Genomic DNA, 18,123 nt, shown 5'->3' with positions numbered 1-18,123 from the left:
CACCGAATCGACGGATCGGCGTCCCGTCAGGCTTTACCTGTCCGGTCGCAAAGCCCGCTTCAACGATGGCACGAGCAGCCGAGCGGGCCGAGTTGGTGCCCGTCATCGGGCTGGAGGTCCACGTCCAGCTCGAGACGGACACCAAGATCTTCTGCGGGTGTTCGACCGACCCCGCCGAAGACGAGGAGCCCAACACGCGCGTCTGTCCCACCTGCCTCGGGCTCCCGGGGCCCTCCCGGTGTTGAACGAGGCGGCCGTCGAGGCCGCCGTGAAGGTGGGGAAGGCGCTCGACGCCGACATCCCCGAGGAGACCCGGTTCCACCGGAAGAACTACTACTACCCCGACCTCCCCAAGAACTTCCAGATCACCCAGTACGACGCGCCGCTGTGTGCCGACGGCGAACTGGAGTTCTCCCACGAGGGCACCCGTCGGACGGTGAACGTCCGCCGCGCTCACCTGGAGGAGGACCCCGGGAGCCTGCGCCACGTCCGCGACGGCCCCGCGGATCTGGACGTGCGCACCACGTCCGTCGACCGCGCGGACTACTCGCTGGTCGACTACAACCGCGCCGGCACGCCGCTGATGGAGGTCGTCACCGAACCCGACTTCCGCCACCCGAAGGAGGTCCGCGCCTTCCTCGAGAAACTGGAGGAGGTGCTGGAGTACCTCGGCGTGTTCGACGCGAGCCGCGACGGCTCGCTGCGTATCGACGCGAACCTCTCGATGGTCGAAGCCAGCGAGGTCGCCGACGACGGCTCCATCGCCGACGAGGTGCTGGAGTCTGCGAACCGCACGGAGGTGAAGAACATCTCCAGCCACAAGGGCGCCGAGAAGGCGCTGGGCTACGAGCGCAACCGGCAGGAGAACCTCCTGCGCCGCGGGAAGGCCGTCGAACAGGAGACGCGCCACTTCAACGAGACGCACGGCAACACCGTCTCGATGCGCTCGAAGGAGGAGGAGAAGGACTACCGCTACTTCGGCGAGGCCGACCTGCCGGCGCTGCAGGTGTCCGACTGGAAACAGCGCATCGCCATCCCGGAACTGCCGGACGCACGCCGCGAGCGCTTCAGCGAAGAGTACGGCCTCGACGACGAGGCCGCCTCGAAGCTCACCTCCCGCAAGGCGGTCGCCGACTTCTACGAAGACGTGGCCGAACAGTTCGACCCGGACCTGGCGGCGGCGTGGGTCGCCGACACGCTCCTGGGCGAACTGAACTACCGTGACATGGCCATCGAGGACGTGACTCACCGCCTCGACGAGTTCACCCGCCTCGTCGAACTCGTCGCCACCGACGAGGTGACGACGAAGAACGCCGAGGAGGTCGTCCTCCGCACGATGCTCGACGAGGGGCTCGGCCCCGACGAGGTCGTCGAGCGCGAGGGCCTGGGCACCGCGGACGACGACGAGGTCGCCACCGCGGTCGCTGAGGCCATCGACGAGAACCCCGACGCAGTCGACGACTACCACAGCGGCGAGGGCGGCGCGATCAACTTCCTCGTCGGCCAGGTGATGCAGAAGACGGGCGGCTCTGCGGCGCCGGACGACGTGAACGCGATGCTGCGCGAACGACTCGACGAGTAACCGACCGAACGCTCTGGATTCTTTTCTGCCTGCTCAGTCGTCGTCGACCGCGGGGGCGCTGTCCGCGCCGTCGTCGGCCACCGTCTCCTCGTTTTCTCGCTCGACCACACCCTCGGTCCACGTCCCTCGCAGGAACCACAGCGCGCCGACGACGAGCGAGCCGACGGCGCCGAACGTCCACGCCCACCACAGGCCGTCGGGCCCGAGGCCGAGCCCCGACACCGGGCCGATGCCGGGGACGACGACGGTGAACGAGTAGGCCAGCACCAGCGCCGCCGGGATGCGCAGGCCCCACCGCGACAGCAGCGACAGCCCCATCGCGGTGCGGGTGTCGCCGGCGCCCCGGAAGGCCCCCTGCAACACCATCAGGCCGCCGAACGCCGCCCACGCGAGCGCCGTGATCCGGAGGAACGAGACGCCCTCCGTGACGACGGCGGCGTCGGCGACGAACACGCGGATGGCGACCGCCGGGAAGACCCAGACGAGCCCACCCACCGCCAACAGCACCGCCATCGTCCCACCCGTGGCCGTCCACGCCACGCGGCCCGCGCGGTCGGGCGTGCCGGCGCCGAGGTTCTGCCCGACGCCCGTGGCGGTCGCCTGCCCGACCGCGCCGGCGACGGTCCACGAGACGGACATGAGGCGGACGCCGACGCCGTACGCCGCGGTCGCGGCGGGGCCGAAGCGTGCGACCAGCGCCGCCATCGCGACCGCGGCGAACGAGCGCGCCCAGCCGTCGAGCGTGCCGGGGTAGCCGATGTCGACGAGTCGCCGGAGCACCGTCGGGTCCGGTTTCAGATCGCGCGGGTGGAGTTGGATGCCCCAATCGCCCTTCAGCAGGACGTACACGCCGACGGCGGCGGCGATCGCACGGGCGACGAACGTCGCGAGCGCGGCCCCGCGGGTGCCCATCGCCGGGACTGGACCGAAGCCGAGGATGAACACGGGGTCGATGACGATGTTGACGCCGGCGGAGACGGCGACGATCCACATCGCGGTGCGTGTGTCGCCGGCACCCTGCAGGGAGGCGCGAAAGGCGAAGAACAGGAACGTGAGCGGGAGGGTGAGGAAGATGACCTCGATGTACGCGAGCGCCTCGGTGAACACGAGGCCCTCCGCGCCGATCCAGTTCAGCAGGGGCCGGCGTGCGAGGAAGCCGGCGGTCCCGAGCGTCACCGACACGGCGATGGCCAGCAGCGTCGTCTGCGCGACCACCTTGTCGGCGGCGCGGTCGTCGCCGGCGCCGACGTGCTGGGAGACGAGCGCGATGGTCGCGGCGGTCAGCCCCATCGCCGTGGAGACGAACATCCACGAGAGGGGGAACATCAGCGAGACGGCGGCGACGGCCTCGGGGCTGACGCGGCCGACCCAGAACACGTCCGCGAGGTTGTAGAGGGTCTGCAGGAGGTTGCCGAGCACGAGCGGCCACGCGAGGCTGAACAGCCGTGGCGTCACCGCACCCTCGGTCATGTCGACGCGCGCGTCGGTGTTCGCCATGGAGGGGTCTCTACCGTCCGGGTGTGGCGTCGGCGCGTAAGAGTTGTGGAGGCGGTCGGTGCGGCCGGGTTCCGGGAGCGCTACGCCGCGGCGGTGTCGCGCCCGACGCGGAACAGCAGGAGTGCGCCGAGCAGCACCGCGGCCACTTCGAACACGCGCTCGGTGACCGGCTGTGCGGTCAACGGTCCGCTCACCCGGTCCTCGTATACGAGCACGTACTCGCCCTCGTGACTGTAGATGCGCCCGCTGTCAACCCGGTCGAGCGGTTCGTTCCGGCGTGCCTCGCCGGTGTCGAGCGCCTCGCCGACGGCGGATGGTGCGCGTTCCGGGTCCAACGCCACGTCGCCGAGGGCGGTCTCGGGGTCGACGCGGTCAAGCCCGTACACGAACGATCCGTTGGCGTGGTCGTATGTCAGGGTCCGCTCGTAGACGGGGCCGGCGGTGCCGAAGACGACGTACCGCGGTCGCGGCGTGGTGGGGTCGCCGTTGAACGCCTCGATCCCCGGGTAGTCAACGCTGACGTCGCCGTCGCGGAGGCGCGACTGGAGGTAACAGCCGGGGTCCTGGTCGGCGGTCGCGAGCGCGGAGAGACACGCGATCTGGTCGGTCGGTCCCGCCCAGAAGCCGGGTGCGTCGACAGCGATCTCGCCGCCGTCGACCTCGACCTCGGCGGTGCGGTACACGTAGTCGCTGCCGGTCACGTCGAGCGCCGGTCCCCACAGCGGCGCGGCGACGAGGAGGAGGGCGATCGCGAGGCGGACTCGCGAGCGGGTGTCCATATCGGCACCAGCCGGCGTTTCCACAAGAAGCCGGTGGCTCGGACGCAGTCAGGTCCCGTTGTCGCCGCCGTCTGCAGCGACGCCCGTCGCTTCCGAATCCCGGCGGACGGCGATCCGCCGGCGGCCCCGCACGGTGCCCGTGACGGCGACGTACGTCGCGAGCGCGACGAGGACGACGGTGCCGCCCGCGGCCACGTCGAACCAGTACGACAGCGTGACGCCGCCGACGGTGGCGACGAGGCCGGCGACGACGCTCGCGGCCATCGACCGCTTGAACCCCGTGACCGGGGCTGCGGTCGCGACGGGGACCACCAACATCGCGGCGACGAGGATGACGCCCATGATCTGCATGGCGCCGACGACCACGACCGCGGTGAGCACCGCCAGCAGGCGGGTGTACCACCCGGCGTCGATCCCGGCGGCGCGGGCGCCCACCTCGTCGAAGGTGACGTACACGAGCGGGCGGTAGGCCGCGCCAACCGCGAGGCCGACGACGACGGTCATCGCGAGCAAGATGCCAGCGTTGCCCCGCGAAACGGTCGCGAGCGAGCCGAACAGGTAGGCGTTGATGCCGACCGCGATGCCGCCGTCGGTCGCGGTGATCAGGACGCTCCCGACGGCGAACGATCCGGTGAGCACCATCGCCAGCGACGTGTCGCGGGAGGTGCCCGCGTAGTCAACGAGCGTCTGGACGACCAGCGCCGCCAGCGCGGCGACGACAAGCGCCGTCGCCAGCGGCGGGACGCTCGTCGCGAAGACGCTGTTGACGAACAGGCCCGCGGCGACGCCCGCGAACGCGGCGTGCGCGAGCGTGTCGCCGATCATCGCCAACTCGCGATGGACGAGGAAGCTCCCGACGAGCGGGCCCACCACCGCGACGCAGACGGCCGCGAGGTACGCTCGCTGCATGAACGGGAACGCGAGCACGTCGACGCCCGTCGCGCCCGCGAGCACGTCGAGCACGCCGCCCCACAGGTCGTCGAGGAGGACACCGAGCGCGCGGTCGCCGGCGTCGGCGACGCCGGCGAAGAGGAGCGGCACCGCGACCACGAGCGCGGCGAGGGAGGTGACGCCGGTCATGGGTGGTCGTGGGCGACGACGTGGTGTGCGTTGCCGTACGCCTCCGCGAGCGCGTCCGTCTCGACGAACGAGTCGGGGTCGCCGTGGAAGAACAGCTCCCGATTCAGACACGCGATCTCAGAGGCGTGCGCGGTGACGACGCCGATGTCGTGCTCGACGAGCACCACCGTGATCCCCTCGGCGTTCAACTCGCCCAGCAACTCGTAGAACGCCTCGCGCGACTCGGCGTCGACGCCGACGGTCGGCTCGTCGAGCGCGAGCAGGTCAGCCTCGGCGGCCAGCGCCCGCGCGATGAACGCCCGCTGGCGTTGCCCCCCGGAGAGCCGCCCGATCCGACGGTCGGCGAGGTCGGCGATGCCGACGCGGTCCATCGCCGCGGCGACCGCATGCCGGTCGTCGGCGTCGAACCGGCGGTACAGTCGTCCTGGGTAGCGCCCCATCCGAACGACCTCGGCGACGGTGATCGGCATCCCGTCGCTCGCGCCGCCGACGTCCTGCGGGACGTAGCCGACGCGCCGCCCGTCGCCCCGGCGGTGGGCGGGGTCGTCGAACACGGTGACCGAGCCGCTGTCGGGTCGAATCAGGCCGATCGCGAGCTTCAACAGCGTCGTCTTCCCGGAGCCGTTCGGCCCGACGAGGCCGAGGAACGCGCCCTCCTCGACTGTCAGCGACACGTCCTCGACGACCGAGCGCTCGCCGTAGGCGAACGACACGTCGTCGAAGCTGACGGCGGTGTCGCGGGCGTCGCTCATTCGCCGAGGACGCGCTCCAGCGTCGGGAGGTTCACTTGCTCCATCACGTCGAGGTAGCCCCAGTCCTCGTCGGCCCACTCGTCGGTGAGCCGGGCATCGCGGTGAGGGGAGCACCTCCTCGGCGGCGGTCTCCGCGACCAGTTGGTCGGCGGCGCGCTGGGACTCGATGGGGTCCGCACAGACGTACCGGAGGTCGTGGGTCTCGACGGCCTCGCGAGCGCGCTCGACGTCGCGCGTCGTCGGCTGGTCGTCCGGGCCGACGCCAGTGAGCGCCTCGACGTGGAGCCCGTACCGGTCGCTGAGGTAGCGGAAGGAGTTGTGGCCGGCGACGAGGACGGTGTCGCGCGACGCCTCGTCGACCAGCGTGGCGATGCGCTCGTCCAGCGAGGTCAGCGCCGCGCGGAACGACTCGGCGTTGGCTTCGTGGGTGTCGACCGCGTCCGGGTCGACCTCGGAGAGCGCCTCGCGGACGGTCGTGGTCGCCTCGCGCACGCGGAGGGGGTCCATCCAGAAGTGCGGGTCGACGTTCTCGTGGTCGTGCTCGTCGCCCGACTCCTCTTCGTGGTGTTCCTCCTCGCTGTGCGCTTCGGTGTGCGTCTCCTCCTCGTGGTGTTCCTCCTCGCTGTCGTGCCCGTCCTCGTGGTCTGCGCTCGCGGGGAGGAGGTCGACGCCGGCGCTGGCGTCGACCGTCGTCACACCGCTGTCGTCAGCCGCGAGGTCGCCGAGCACGTCGTCGACCCACGGCTGGAACCCCGTCATGCCGTGGACGAGCAGGTCGGCGTCGCGGATCGACTCGCGGATGCGCGGCCCCGGCTCCCAGCCGTGGCCGTGTTGCCCGACCGGCACGAGGAGGTCCGTGGTGGTCGCCTCGCCCGCCACCTCGGCGGCGATGTCGCCGAAGACGAAGAACGACGCCTGTGCCGTGGGGCCGGTGGTCGACTCGGCAGCGTTCGCGGCGTCCGTGTCGCCGAGACAGCCGGCCAGCGCCCCCGCTGTGAGGGCACCGGCGGACGCGAGGACCGAGCGTCGGGTGTGTTCCATCTCTAGTTAGTAACATCCTGGGTTAGAATATTAACTTTGCCATCAATAGCTTGTCTCAGTTAGCAATGCCCTGGTCGTTCCGGCACGCCGCGCCGCCGGCCCAAGAGCGAAGCCCCCCGAGCGCGCCCGTCCACGCATGTCCACCGACGAGTCCGCACCGGCGAGCGCGGCAGACCCCGTCGTCGCCGACCGCATCGACGACTACCGCGACTCGCTGTTCGACCTCCTCCGACTGCCGACGATCAGCGCGACCGGCGAGGGGATGGACGCCGGCGCCGACGCGGTCTGCGAGTTCCTTGCCGACCACGGCCTCGACGCGCGGCGCATCGAAACCGAGCGCTACCCGCTGGTGTACGGCGAGCGCGTCGCCGCCGCCCCCGACGCGCCGACGGTGCTGTTCTACGGTCACTACGACGTGCAGCCCGCCGAACACCCCGAGCAGTGGGACTCGCCACCGTTCGAGCCGACCGTGCGCGACGGGAGCATCTACTGCCGCGGCGCCGGCGACAACAAGGGGCAGTTCGCCGCCCACGCGTTCGCGCTCGACGCGCTCGGGGCCGCCGACGCGGTGCCCGAGGTGACGGTGAAACTCCTCGTCGAGGGCGGCGAGGAGAGCGGAAGTCTCGGGCTGAAGGACTACCTCGACGGCACTGTCGCGGACCCCGAAGCCGAGTCCGACGCGCCCGCGGCCGCCGTCCGCGACGCGGACCTAGTGTACGTCGCCGACGGCCCGCAGCACCGTTCGGGGCGCCCGACGCTCATCTACGGCAACCGCGGCATCCTCACGTTCCAACTGGACCTGGAGACGGGGAACGCGGACCTGCACTCGGGCAACTTCGGCGGCCCCGTCCCCAACGCCGCGACGGAACTCGCGGAGGTGGTGGCCTCCCTCACGGCGTACGGCGAGGGGACGGACCCCGAGCGCGGCTACCCCTCCGGCGGCGACCGGGTCGCCGTCGACGGCTTCTACGACGACGTGGCGGTCACCGACGCCGACCGCGAGTTGGTCGCGGCGCTCCCCGACGACGCGGACGCGGTGCGCGAGGAACTGGGCCTCACCCACTTCGCGACCGACCGGGACTACTACGAGCGCCTGTTGCTGGAGCCGACAGTCACGGTGAACGGCCTCGACGCGGGGTATCAGGGCGAGGGGAGTAAGACCGTCATCCCACGCGCGGCGACGGCGAAACTCGACTCGCGACTCGTCCCCGGGCAGGACCCGGACCGGGCGTTCGAGCGCATCCGCGACCACGTCGCCGGCGTCCACCCCGACGTCGAGGTGACGAAGGGGACCGGGTTCCCGCCGATGAAGACGCCGGTCGACACGCCAGCGAGCGATCCGGTTCGCTCGGCGCTGGCGGCCGTCTGGGACGCCGATCCGGTCGAACTCCCGGTCCTCGGCGGGTCACTCCCGGCGGCGTTCTTCCGTCGCGTCGACGCGCTCGCTGACGTACCGGTGCTCGTGGTGCCGTACGCGAACCCCGACCAGGGGAACCACTCGCCGAACGAGCACCTCGACCTCGACTGCTTCGAGCGTGGGATCCGGACGACGGCGGCGGTGCTGGAGCGAGTCGCCGAGACGAACCTGTAGCTCACGCCTCGCCGCCTGCCGAACGCTTTAGCCCCGGGCCCCACGCCGTGAGCGTGTGACCGACACCGCCGACACCGCCGACGCGGGCTACGGCGTCGCCCGATTCCTCGCGGTCGACCACGTCGACTCGCCGACGCTGACGCCCGACGGGCGCCTCCTGTTCCTCGCGGACACCTCCGGCACGCCGCAGGTGTGGACGACCGACGAGCCGGCGGCGTGGCCCGACCGCCTCACGCCCCACGAGGAGCGCGTCTCCGCGCTGGCGGCCTCACCCACCGACGAGGCGTTCGTGTACGCGATGGACACCGGGAGCGACGAGCGCGACCAACTGTACCACTACGACCTCGCCACCGGCGTCGAGCGCGCGCTGACCGCCGACCCCGACTCGACCCACTCGTGGGGTGTGTGGGGACCCGACGGCGACCGCGTCGCCTACGCCGCCAACCGCGCGGACGACGCCCGATTCGACGTGTACGTGCAGTCGGTCGAGGCGCCAGACGACCCTGCGGGCGAGCCAGAGCGCGTGTTCGAGGGGCCGGGCGGGTTCCTCTCTGTCGCCGCCTTCGGGCCCGAGGGGGACCGGCTCGTGCTCACCAAAGCCCACTCCAGCTACGACGAGGACCTCACCCTCCTCGACCTGGCCACCGGCGAGACGACCCGCCTGTCGGACGACGCCGAGGCGACGTACTCGCACGTCCACTTCGACGGCGCCGGCGGTCTCGTGTTCGTCACGAACCGCGGGAGCGACACCGCCTACGTGGGCCGGCTCTCGCTCGACTCCGGCGACGTGACCCCACTGGCTGGTCACGACGAGGCGCCGGGCAACCCCGGCACCGACGCGTGGGACGTCGACGCGCTCGCGTTCGACCCCGACACCGGTCGCCTCGCGTACACTGTCAACGAGGGGGGCTACTCGTCGCTGCATGCGGGCACGCTCGCGTCCGACGCCGACGGCGAGTTCGCGTTCGACTCGACGCCCGCGCCCGCCGTCGACGGCGTCGTCTCGGACCTCACGTTCGGGCCCGACGCCGACCGCCTCGTGTTCACGCACACGTCGCCGACGACGCCGTACGGCGTGCGGGCGGTCGCGTTCGGCGACGACGCGGCGACCGACTGGACGCCGGTCGGTCGCAACGGACTCCCCGACGCCGCCTTCCACGACCCGGAGACGGTCCACTACGAGACGTTCGACGGGCGCGGCATCCCCGCCTACTGGACGCTCCCGCCGGGCGCGAGCGCCGAGGACCCGGTCCCCGTCATCGTCGACATCCACGGCGGCCCCGAACACCAGCGCCGCCCGTGGTTCTACCCGACGAAGCAGTTCTTCCTCAACAGGGGGTACGCCGTGTTGGAGCCGAACGTCCGCGGCTCCTCCGGCTACGGCACGGCGTACTCGCACCTCGACGACGTCGAGCAGCGGATGGACTCGGTCGCCGACGTGGCGGCGGGCGTCGAGTGGCTCGCCGACCAGCCCGCGGTCGACGACGACCGCGTCGTCGCCTACGGGCGCTCGTACGGCGGGTTCATGGTGCTCGCGGCCATCACCGAGTACCCCGACCTGTGGGCCGCAGCCGTCGACTTCGTCGGCATCGCGGACTTCACGACGTTCCTCGAGAACACCGGCGAGTGGCGCCGCAGCCACCGCGAGGCCGAGTACGGCTCCTTGGCGGACGACTACGACTTCCTGAAGGCCATCTCGCCGCTGACGCACATCGAGGAGGTACGCAGTCCCCTGTTCGTCCAACACGGCGCCAACGACCCGCGAGTGCCCGTCGGCGAGGCCGAACAGGTCGTCGACGCCGTCCGCGAGCAGGGCGTCCCGGTCGAGAAACTGATCTTCGAGGACGAGGGCCACCACACGACGAGTCGAGAGAACCTGATCGCGGAGTTCGAACTGATCGCCGACTTCCTGGACGAGCACGTCTGAGCCGCCGCCCCCGCGTTTGATAGCCCGCGCCGACCTCGCTCTCGTCTTCCGGTTCTGCGTGTCGCTTGTGGACACGGCTCCGTACGTGTTTATGCGTTCACACGTCGTCCTAGTGATCGTTATGACATCCACAGCAGCGCGACTCCTCGCGGTGCTGTTCGCGGTCCTCGTGATCGCGAGCGCACCCGTCGCAGCCGCCGACTCCCGCGTGGGCGGAACCGTCGTGATCGCCGCGGGCGAGACGGTCGCCGACGACCTCGAAGCCGTCGGTGGCACCGTGATCATCCGCGGGACCGTCGACGGCAGCGTGAACGCCGTCGGTGGGACGGTCGTGATCGCGCCTACCGGCGTCGTCCGGGGGGACCTCACCGGCGCCGCGGGCGCCATCACCGTCGAGGGACGCGTCGAAGGCGCCACGCAGGTGGCCGCCGGCTCGTTCGTCCTCCGTGAGGGCGGCGTGCTCGTCGGCGACGCCGAGGTCGGCGCCGGCGAGGCGCTGATCGACGGGACCACCGAGGGTACTCTCGCTCGACGCCGGCACGGTCGTCGTCGGCGCGGGCGCCACCGTCGGGGGCGACCTCCTGTACGACACCGAGCAGTTCACGAATGAGGGCGCGACCGTCGCCGGCGACGTGCGCGCGACCGACCTGGAGTTCGGGCCCGAGGTGACTCCCGGTCCCCTGTTCACCGTCCCGTCGTGGGTGAGCGTCGTCTACACCGTGCTCGCCCACCTCGCGCTGGGTGGCCTCCTGCTGGCGCTGCTCCCGCGGTTCGTCTCGGAGGTCGGCGACTTCGGCCTCACCCGGACGGCCCGCAGCGGCGGGTTCGGCCTCGCGGCGCTCGTGTTCGCCCCGGTCCTGCTCGTGCTCGTCGCTGTGACGATCATCGGCATCCCGCTGGCCCTGCTGGGTGCGGTCGCCTACGGCGTCCTCCTGTGGGTCGGCTTGGTGCTCGGCGCCTACGTCCTCGGGACGTGGGGCGTCCGGGCACTCGACCGCGCGGACGCCGAGTACGCCCGCTGGTACGCGCTGCTCGGTGGCGTGCTCCTCGTGGGCATCTCGCGGTTCGTCCCCGGCGGCGGTCTGTTCCGGCTCGCGCTCACCGTGATCGGTGCCGGTGCGGTCCTCCTCGCCCTCAACGCCCGCCGGACGGGCGAGCGCGGCGAGGAGCCGGTGGAGCCCGAGGTTGGTTCCAGCGGCGACCCCGCGGCCTGACTTCGCGGTTCGTTTTTCGGGTCGGTCACTCAGTGCGCCACCGCTGGGGTCGTCCAGCGACCAGCACGTGAAGGCAGACGAACGGCGGTATCGCGGCGAACACGCCGACGCTGACGCCGAACACGAGTCCTCTCGATGCCTCGACCACCGTGACGGCGGTCCAGATAGCGACACCGACCGCCGCGATCACGACGACTCGTCCGGCGACACCGATCCGGGTGAACCACCCGTCGAGTCGCGCGCCGGCGTCGGTCCGCGCGAGCGGGCCGAGCGCGACCCACACGGAGGCGAAACCGACGGCGATCCAGAGCAACGGCGGTGTCGTCTGGAGGAGTTGGACGGGGAGCCACACGACCGCGAGGACCGCCATCGCGACGTCAGTCCACGTCGGGTCGCGGTCGGGGAGCAGATACTCGGCGAGTCTGGTCGAGGAGGGCACGGATCGTCGGACCACTTCGAACCCGATAGTTCTTCGGCAGCCACGGGACCGCAGTCGCGACCCTCGGCCCCGGTTGGCCCTCGCTCACCACCCCTCGGCGATGTCCTCGTTCAACGCCTCCAGGATCCGCTCGGTCGTCCGCTCTACGACCCCCTCCATGAACTCGGGGTCGGAGTTCGTCGGGTCGCCCATCCCGCCCAACTCGGTCACGTCCGAGAAGTACGTCCACGAGGTCGTCTCGGGCAGGTCCTTCGCGTTCTGGGGCTCCTTTTTGCCGGCCTTCACGAGGTCGTCGCGCACGAGTTCGACGAAACTCGTCTCGTGGTCGCCGGCGTGGCCCCACCCCTCGCCGAAGTGCTCTTCCAACTCGTCGCGCCCGTAGTCCGTCCAGTGGACGACGTGGGCGGTCGTGTCGTGGTCGCGGCTGAGGCGGTCGCTCGCGAGCGCCAGTGCCTGCGTGTTGCCGCCGTGGCAGTTGAGGAAGATGATGCGCTGTGCGCCGTGCTCCGCGAGGGAGGCGCCGATATCGATGAGCGCCTGCTTGTACGTGTCCTGCGAGAGCGTGACGGTGCCGGGGAACGGCATGTGGTGTTCGCTGTAGCCGTAGGGGAGCGTCGGCGCGCGCAGGAGGTCGAGGTCGTGGTCGGGCGCTGCCTCGACCAACTCCGCAGAGAGGTGCTCGGCGCGGAGGCTGTCGGTCGACAGCGGCAGGTGGACGGAGTGCTGTTCGGTGGAGCCGGTCGGGACGACGACGCCGTCGGCGCCGAGGAAGCGGTCGCCGGCGTCCTCCCACGTCATCGTCGCGAGGTCGTGTTCGGTCTCGGGCATACCGCCTCCGGCGGCCTCCCGGGGCATACCCCTTCGGGAAGCGGCACCCCGCGAGCGGGGAGGCGGGTTGAAGGCCGTCCGGCGCGACGCCCGACCATGAACGAAGACGCGCGAGCGCTGGCGGCGGACGTGTGTCGGCGGACGATGCGACGCGACCGGCTCCCGGCGGTCAGCGTCTGCGTCGTCGACCGCGACGGCGTCGTGTACGCCGACGGCTTCGGCTCTCGCGACCTCGCCGGCAACCGCCCGGCGACGCCCGACACGCTGTACGGCGTCGGCTCGGTCACGAAGTCGGTGACGGCGCTCGCGCTGGCGCAACTGCGGGACGCCGGGATGCTCGACTTCGACGACCCCGTCTCCACCCACCTCGACGTCGACCTCGGCGGCGACGACGACGACCCGGTTCGGCTGCACCACCTGCTGTCGCACTCGTCGGGGCTCCCGTCGCTGGGTACAAGCGAGGCGCTCATCGGACGCCGACTCCGGCGCGCGACCGACACCATCGCGCTGGCGAGTCGCGACGACTTCCGCGCCCACGTGGAGGGTGCCGCCGCCCGGGGTGAGCGCGTCGGCGCGCCCGGCGAGCGATTCGCCTACAGCAACGAGGGGTACGTCCTGCTCGGCGACGTGGTGGAGGCGTGCACCGGGCGGTCGTACGACCGCTACGTCGAGGAGCACGTCCTCGACCCGCTCGACCTCGACCGCGCGACGTTCGAGGACGCGGCGTTCGCGATGGACGACGACCACGCGACGATGTACCTCCACGAGGAGGGCGACGTGGTGGCGGCGTCGGTGCCGACCCGGGAACTGTCTCGTCCCGCCGGGGGACTGCTCGCCTCGGTCGCCGAGTTGGGCCGGTTCCTGCGCCTGTTCCTCAACGAGGGGACGCTCGACGGTCGCGAAGTCGTCGCACCCGACTCGGTCGCGGCGCTGACCGCCCCGCGGGTCGACACCCCGAGCGGCCCGTACGGCTACGGCTGGCGCACCCGCGAGTCGTGCGGTCGGGAACTTGTCGGGCACTCTGGCTCTATCGCCGTCTCCTCGGCGTACGCCGGCTTCTGTCCCGACGAGGGCGTCGGCGTCGCCGTCGCGGCCAACTCCGCGCCCGACTACCCGCTCGTCCGACTCGGAGAAGCCGTCTTCGCGTGCGCGCTCGGCGAGGACCCAGCCGAGGTCGTGCCGTTCGTCGAACGCCGCCGGCGCTTCGACCGCCTGACGGGCGAGTACGCCGCCTACCGCGGCGCCAAGCGCGCGTACGTCGCCCGCGACGGCGACGCGCTCCGCCTCCAACTCGTCGGGCCGCTGGGCGGCGAGTCGTTCCCGCTGGTGGCGTCGGACGACCCGTACACGTTCCACACGCCCAACGAGGCCGGCGAACCGGTTCCCGTCGAGTTCCGCGTGGGCGAGGACACGGGCACCACCGCTGGCGACGGCGACGACGGGAGTGGGGCCGGTCGACCAAGGACTCGCGGCCCGGCGGTCGACCTGCTGTACGACCGCTGGCACCTCCACAAAGTGGCCGACGAGGCTGTCGGCCGGGAGTGAGTCGGCGGGGGGTCGTCGCCGGACGGGTCGGACCGCGAAAGCTTTACCCGGGGTTTCGGCTTATCCCCGGGCAACTGATGGAACTGATCGTCACCGAGAAGGACAACGCCGCGCGGCGTCTCTCGGAGATCCTCTCGGGGGAGGACTTCGACACCGAGCGTCGCGCCGGCGTCAACGTCTACCGCTGGGGTGGCACCCGCTGTATCGGGCTGTCCGGCCACGTCGTCGCGGTGGACTTCCCGCCGGAGTACGACGACTGGCGCGACGTGGAGCCGGTCGAGTTGATCGACGCGCCCGTCCGCAAACGCCCCACGCAGGAGGGCATCGTCCGCGCCCTGCGCCTGCTGTCGCGGGAGGCCGACCGCGTCGTCATCGCGACTGACTACGACCGCGAGGGGAGTTGATCGGCAAGGAGGCGTACGAACTGATCCGCGAGGTGAACGAGGACGTGCCGGTCGACCGCGTGCGCTTCTCGTCGATCACCCAGCGCGAGGTGACCAACGCCTTCGAGAACCGCGACGAGATCGACTTCGATCTGGCCGCCGCGGGCGAGGCCCGCCAGATCATCGACCTCATCTGGGGGGCGTCGCTGACGCGGTTCCTCTCGCTGTCGGCGCGGCAGTTGGGGAACGACTTCATCTCCGTCGGACGGGTGCAGGGGCCGACGCTGAAGCTCATCGTCGACCGCGAACGCGAAATCGAGGCGTTCGACCCCGAGGACTACTGGGAACTGTTCGCCGACCTGCTGAAGTCGGAGAGCGACCCCGAGGAGGCGTTCGAGGCGCAGTACTTCTACGAGGACGACGACGGCACCGAGGCCGAGCGCGTCTGGGACGAGGCGACCGCCGAGGCCGTCTACGAGCGACTGGAGTCGGCCGAGTCGGCGACCGTCTCCTCGGTCCGCCGCCGGAGTCGCACGGACGAGCCGCCGGCGCCGTTCAACACGACGCAGTTCATCCGCGCGGCCTCCTCCATCGGCTACTCCGCCCAGCGGGCGATGAGCATCGCCGAGGACCTGTACACCGCCGGGTTCATCACCTACCCGCGGACGGACAACACCGTCTACCCGGAGGACCTCGACGAGCGCGAGTTGCTCGACGAGCTGTCGATGGGGCGGAAGTTCGGCGACGACGCCGAGTCGCTGCTGGAGTTGGACGACATCACGCCCACCGAGGGTGACGAGGAGACGACCGACCACCCCCGATCCACCCGACCGGGGAACTGCCCGCGCCGTCGGAGATCTCCGACGACGAGTGGGAGGTGTACGAACTGGTCGTGCGGCGCTTCCTCGCGACCTGCGCGCCCGACGCCGAGTGGGAGCACCTGCGCGTCGTCACCGAGGTCGAGGAGGGCGACGCGAGCGTGGGCATCGACGACGGCCCGCTCCGCCTGAAGTCCAACGGGAAGCGCCTCGTGGAGGAGGGGTACCACCGCGTGTACCCGTACTTCTCGACCAACGAGAGCTTCGTCCCCGACGTGTCGAAGGGGGAGGCGCTCGCGGTGGCCGACACCGAGTTCGAGGCCAAGCAGACCCAGCCGCCGCGTCGCTACGGCCAGTCGCGGCTCATCGAGACGATGGAGGAGATGGGCATCGGGACGAAGGCGACGCGTCACGACGTGATCCAGAAGCTGTACGACCGCGGCTACATCGAGAGCGACCCGCCGCGACCCACCGGCCTCGCGAAGGCGGTCGTCGAGGCCAGCGAAGAGTTCGCCGACCGCATCGTGAGCGACGAGATGACCGCCCAACTGGAGGCGGACATGCAGGCCATCGCCGCGGGCGAGAAGAACTTCGACGAGGTCGCCGACGAGTCCCGCGAGATGCTGGCGCAGGTGTTCGAGGAACTCGCCGAGTCGCGCGAGGAGGTCGGCGACCACCTCCAGAAGTCGCTGAAGGCGGACAAGCAGTTGGGCCCGTGCCCGGAGTGTGGCGACACGCTCCTCGTGCGCAAGTCGCGGGCGGGGTCGTACTTCGTCGGCTGTGACGGCTACCCCGAGTGCGAGTACACTCTGCCGCTCCCGTCGACGGGCAAGCCGCTCATCCTCGACGACGTGTGCGAGGACCACGGGCTGAACGAGGTGAAGATGCTCGCGGGGCGCAAGACGTTCGTCCACGGCTGTCCGCAGTGCAAGGCCGACGAGGCCGACGAGGAGGAGGACGAGGTCATCGGCGTCTGCCCCGACTGCGGCGAGGAGCACGGCGGCGAGTTGGCGATCAAGCGCCTGCGCTCCGGGTCGCGGCTCGTCGGCTGTACGCGCTATCCCGACTGCGACTACTCGCTGCCGCTGCCCCGGCGCGGTGAGATCGAGGTGACCGACGAGACGTGCGAGGAGCACGACCTGCCGCACCTCGTCGTCCACTCGGGCGACGAACCGTGGGAACTCGGCTGTCCGATCTGCAACTACCGCGAGTACCAGTCGCGCCAGAAGGGGTCGGAACTGGAGACGATCGAGGGCGTCGGCGAGAAGACCGCCAAGAAGCTGAAAGACGCCGGCGTCGACGACGTGTCGTCGCTCAAGGAGATGGAGCCGGACGCGCTCGCCGACGAGTTGGACGGCGTCGGCCCCGACACCGTGCGCGACTGGCAGGCGAAGGCGGACTAGCGGCGCCGGACCGCGGCGTCGCGGCGCCGGATCAGTCAGTAGGTTTATCAGAAGCTGAACGAGTGGTCAGCCATGGCCCTCCAGACCGCCCTCCGGCGGACGCCCGCGACGCTCGTCCGCAACCCCGCGCTGTTCGTGCCCGTGCTCGTGTTGACGCTGTTGCAGACGCCGCAACTGCTCCTCCAATCGAGCGCGCCGCTCCTCGCGAGCGTCGTGTCGCTCGCCGTCTCGGCGCTGTTCCTCGTGGTGACCCCGTTCGTGCAGGCCGGCTTCATCGGCATGGCCGACGAGGCGCTCGACGGGCACACGTCGCTGTCGACGTTCGTCGCCGCCGGGAAGGCGAACTTCGTGCAGGTGTTCCTCGTGTACCTCCTGCTCGTCGGCGTCAACCTCGCGCTCGGGCTGTTCGGATTCGTCGCCGCTGTCGTCGCGGTCGTGAGCCTCTACCCGGGCGGCGGCACGCCGAGCACGCCGCTGCTTGTCGCCGCCGGCCTCGTCGTGCTCGCAGTGGTGCTCGCGTATCTGGTGCTCGTGTTCGTGGTCCAGTTCTACGGGCAGGCCATCGTCGTCGACGACTACGACGCCCTCGACGCGCTCAGACACAGCTACGCGCTCGTTCGCCGGAATCTCGTGAGCGTCCTCGGGTACACGCTCCTCGTGGGGGCGCTCGGGGGCGGGTTCGGCGCCGTTGTCGGGCTCTCGTCGGTGTTGACGATGCCCGCGGTCCCGACGGACCCGCTCGCCGTCGGCTTCCCGTCGCTGGGCGCCGTGGCGCTGTCGGCGGTGCTGATCGTCGTCGGGACGCTGTTCGGGAGCTTCATCGGCACGCTCTCGGTGTCGTACTATCGGGAGCTGACGAACTGAGTCGCGCGCCGACTGCCCGTCGTTACTCCGTGATGCCGCTGAGTCCCGACAGCGGCGTCGCCCCCGCGACGATGGCGCCCGTCGCGAGGATGGCTGCCGACAGCACGATGAAGTCGCCGGTGGGCGAGTAGCCCGCGAGGCCGGCGCCGACCTGCACGATGAACACCGTGATGAAGAAGCTGAGGATGGCGAACACCAGCAGCACGATCGACGCGACGATGCTGCTCGCTAAGGCTCCGAAGGAGTCTAAGAATCCCATGTCTCTCTGTGGAGACGCGGACCACGGGTATCAGTTGGGATCGAGGGACGAGAGCGTGGAGCGGTCGCGACCGTGAGCGAATCGGTCGGTCGTTCGCGGCGCGACTCGGCGACGACTACCC

13 protein-coding genes and 3 pseudogenes are annotated in these 18,123 nt (G+C 70.8%); 8 read left to right on the top strand and 8 right to left on the bottom strand.

The genetic code is table 11. The features are described from left to right. The first annotated feature begins 65 nt into the window (after nucleotides 1-65). Nucleotides 66-1,582 (top strand): annotated as a pseudogene (gene gatB, locus P0R32_RS15270) (Asp-tRNA(Asn)/Glu-tRNA(Gln) amidotransferase subunit GatB). A 33-nt stretch (nucleotides 1,583-1,615) separates the two neighbouring features. Here gatB and P0R32_RS15265 read toward each other — a convergent pair. The 5 genes and pseudogenes from P0R32_RS15265 to P0R32_RS15245 all read right to left on the bottom strand — a co-directional run. Continuing rightward, nucleotides 1,616-3,079 (bottom strand): MATE family efflux transporter, encoded by a 1,464-nt coding sequence (locus P0R32_RS15265; protein ID WP_303657475.1) that lies wholly within the window; start codon nucleotides 3,077-3,079, stop codon nucleotides 1,616-1,618. Nucleotides 3,080-3,159: 80 nt separating this feature from the next. After that, nucleotides 3,160-3,858 carry a DUF8127 domain-containing protein gene (locus tag P0R32_RS15260; RefSeq protein ID WP_276237892.1) on the bottom strand — a complete coding sequence of 233 codons (699 nt, stop codon included), beginning with the start codon at nucleotides 3,856-3,858 and terminating at the stop codon, nucleotides 3,160-3,162. Nucleotides 3,859-3,906: 48 nt separating this feature from the next. Then, complete coding sequence (locus P0R32_RS15255) at nucleotides 3,907-4,938, bottom strand: metal ABC transporter permease (RefSeq protein WP_276237891.1); 1,032 nt, start codon at nucleotides 4,936-4,938, stop codon at nucleotides 3,907-3,909. Beyond that, the gene (locus P0R32_RS15250; RefSeq protein ID WP_276237890.1) at nucleotides 4,935-5,690 is read right to left on the bottom strand and encodes a metal ABC transporter ATP-binding protein; all 756 of its coding nucleotides are present in this window, start codon (nucleotides 5,688-5,690) and stop codon (nucleotides 4,935-4,937) included. Before P0R32_RS15250 ends, P0R32_RS15255 begins: the two co-directional genes overlap by 4 nt. Before the next feature lie 174 nt (nucleotides 5,691-5,864). Further along, nucleotides 5,865-6,731 (bottom strand): annotated as a pseudogene (locus P0R32_RS15245) (metal ABC transporter substrate-binding protein); the annotation flags it as partial. Nucleotides 6,732-6,867: 136 nt separating this feature from the next. On the opposite strand from P0R32_RS15245, the gene P0R32_RS15240 reads away from it, so the two are divergent. The 4 genes from P0R32_RS15240 (at nucleotide 6,868) to P0R32_RS15225 (ending at nucleotide 11,463) form a co-directional block, all read left to right on the top strand. Continuing rightward, nucleotides 6,868-8,322: a M20/M25/M40 family metallo-hydrolase gene (locus P0R32_RS15240; protein WP_276237889.1), complete on the top strand. Its 1,455-nt coding sequence runs from the start codon at nucleotides 6,868-6,870 to the stop codon at nucleotides 8,320-8,322. Nucleotides 8,323-8,377: 55 nt separating this feature from the next. After that, a complete protein-coding gene (locus P0R32_RS15235) occupies nucleotides 8,378-10,249 on the top strand; it encodes an alpha/beta hydrolase family protein (protein ID WP_276237888.1) in 1,872 nt (623 codons plus the stop codon). 121 nt (nucleotides 10,250-10,370) lie between these two features. Beyond that, the gene (locus P0R32_RS15230) at nucleotides 10,371-10,859 is read left to right on the top strand and encodes a bactofilin family protein (protein WP_276237887.1); all 489 of its coding nucleotides are present in this window, start codon (nucleotides 10,371-10,373) and stop codon (nucleotides 10,857-10,859) included. Between the two features lie 22 nt (nucleotides 10,860-10,881). After that, nucleotides 10,882-11,463 (top strand): DUF8173 domain-containing protein, encoded by a 582-nt coding sequence (locus P0R32_RS15225; protein ID WP_276237886.1) that lies wholly within the window; start codon nucleotides 10,882-10,884, stop codon nucleotides 11,461-11,463. Between the two features lie 25 nt (nucleotides 11,464-11,488). Here P0R32_RS15225 and P0R32_RS15220 read toward each other — a convergent pair whose 3' ends face one another. Continuing rightward, complete coding sequence (locus P0R32_RS15220) at nucleotides 11,489-11,902, bottom strand: hypothetical protein (RefSeq protein ID WP_276237885.1); 414 nt, start codon at nucleotides 11,900-11,902, stop codon at nucleotides 11,489-11,491. A gap of 84 nt (nucleotides 11,903-11,986) precedes the next feature. After that, nucleotides 11,987-12,730 (bottom strand): creatininase family protein, encoded by a 744-nt coding sequence (locus P0R32_RS15215; RefSeq protein ID WP_276237884.1) that lies wholly within the window; start codon nucleotides 12,728-12,730, stop codon nucleotides 11,987-11,989. A 96-nt stretch (nucleotides 12,731-12,826) separates the two neighbouring features. Here P0R32_RS15215 and P0R32_RS15210 point away from each other — a divergent pair, with 96 nt between their 5' ends. The 3 genes and pseudogenes from P0R32_RS15210 to P0R32_RS15200 all read left to right on the top strand — a co-directional run bounded on the left by P0R32_RS15210 (nucleotide 12,827) and on the right by P0R32_RS15200 (nucleotide 17,743). Next, nucleotides 12,827-14,275 (top strand): serine hydrolase domain-containing protein, encoded by a 1,449-nt coding sequence (locus P0R32_RS15210; protein ID WP_276237883.1) that lies wholly within the window; start codon nucleotides 12,827-12,829, stop codon nucleotides 14,273-14,275. Between the two features lie 77 nt (nucleotides 14,276-14,352). Continuing rightward, nucleotides 14,353-16,879 (top strand): annotated as a pseudogene (locus P0R32_RS15205) (DNA topoisomerase I). Nucleotides 16,880-16,951: 72 nt separating this feature from the next. Beyond that, on the top strand, nucleotides 16,952-17,743 hold the full coding sequence (locus tag P0R32_RS15200) for a DUF7847 domain-containing protein (RefSeq protein WP_276237882.1): 792 nt from the start codon (nucleotides 16,952-16,954) through the stop codon (nucleotides 17,741-17,743). 22 nt (nucleotides 17,744-17,765) lie between these two features. Here P0R32_RS15200 and P0R32_RS15195 read toward each other — a convergent pair whose 3' ends face one another. Next, on the bottom strand, nucleotides 17,766-18,002 hold the full coding sequence (locus P0R32_RS15195; RefSeq protein WP_276237881.1) for a hypothetical protein: 237 nt from the start codon (nucleotides 18,000-18,002) through the stop codon (nucleotides 17,766-17,768). Between the last annotated feature and the right edge of the window lie 121 nt (nucleotides 18,003-18,123).

Origin of the sequence: Halobaculum marinum (assembly GCF_029338555.1) — an archaeon.
Classification (GTDB): Archaea; Halobacteriota; Halobacteria; order Halobacteriales; family Haloferacaceae; genus Halobaculum; species Halobaculum marinum.
The sequence above is the reverse complement of the archived record's forward strand: the minus strand, read 5'-3'. Positions and strand labels throughout refer to the sequence as shown.

Excerpts from the sequence above, each read along its gene's own strand:
- P0R32_RS15200 (WP_276237882.1), top strand. The coding sequence starts at position 16,952 with ATGGCCCTCCAGACCGCCCTCCGGCGGACGCCCGCGACGCTCGTCCGC.
- P0R32_RS15195 (WP_276237881.1), bottom strand. The coding sequence starts at position 18,002 with ATGGGATTCTTAGACTCCTTCGGAGCCTTAGCGAGCAGCATCGTCGCG.
- P0R32_RS15230 (WP_276237887.1), top strand. The coding sequence starts at position 10,371 with ATGACATCCACAGCAGCGCGACTCCTCGCGGTGCTGTTCGCGGTCCTC.
- P0R32_RS15250 (WP_276237890.1), bottom strand. The coding sequence starts at position 5,690 with ATGAGCGACGCCCGCGACACCGCCGTCAGCTTCGACGACGTGTCGTTC.
- P0R32_RS15265 (WP_303657475.1), bottom strand. The coding sequence starts at position 3,079 with ATGGCGAACACCGACGCGCGCGTCGACATGACCGAGGGTGCGGTGACG.
- P0R32_RS15240 (WP_276237889.1), top strand. The coding sequence starts at position 6,868 with ATGTCCACCGACGAGTCCGCACCGGCGAGCGCGGCAGACCCCGTCGTC.
- P0R32_RS15215 (WP_276237884.1), bottom strand. The coding sequence starts at position 12,730 with ATGCCCGAGACCGAACACGACCTCGCGACGATGACGTGGGAGGACGCC.
- P0R32_RS15260 (WP_276237892.1), bottom strand. The coding sequence starts at position 3,858 with ATGGACACCCGCTCGCGAGTCCGCCTCGCGATCGCCCTCCTCCTCGTC.
- P0R32_RS15255 (WP_276237891.1), bottom strand. The coding sequence starts at position 4,938 with ATGACCGGCGTCACCTCCCTCGCCGCGCTCGTGGTCGCGGTGCCGCTC.
- P0R32_RS15210 (WP_276237883.1), top strand. The coding sequence starts at position 12,827 with ATGAACGAAGACGCGCGAGCGCTGGCGGCGGACGTGTGTCGGCGGACG.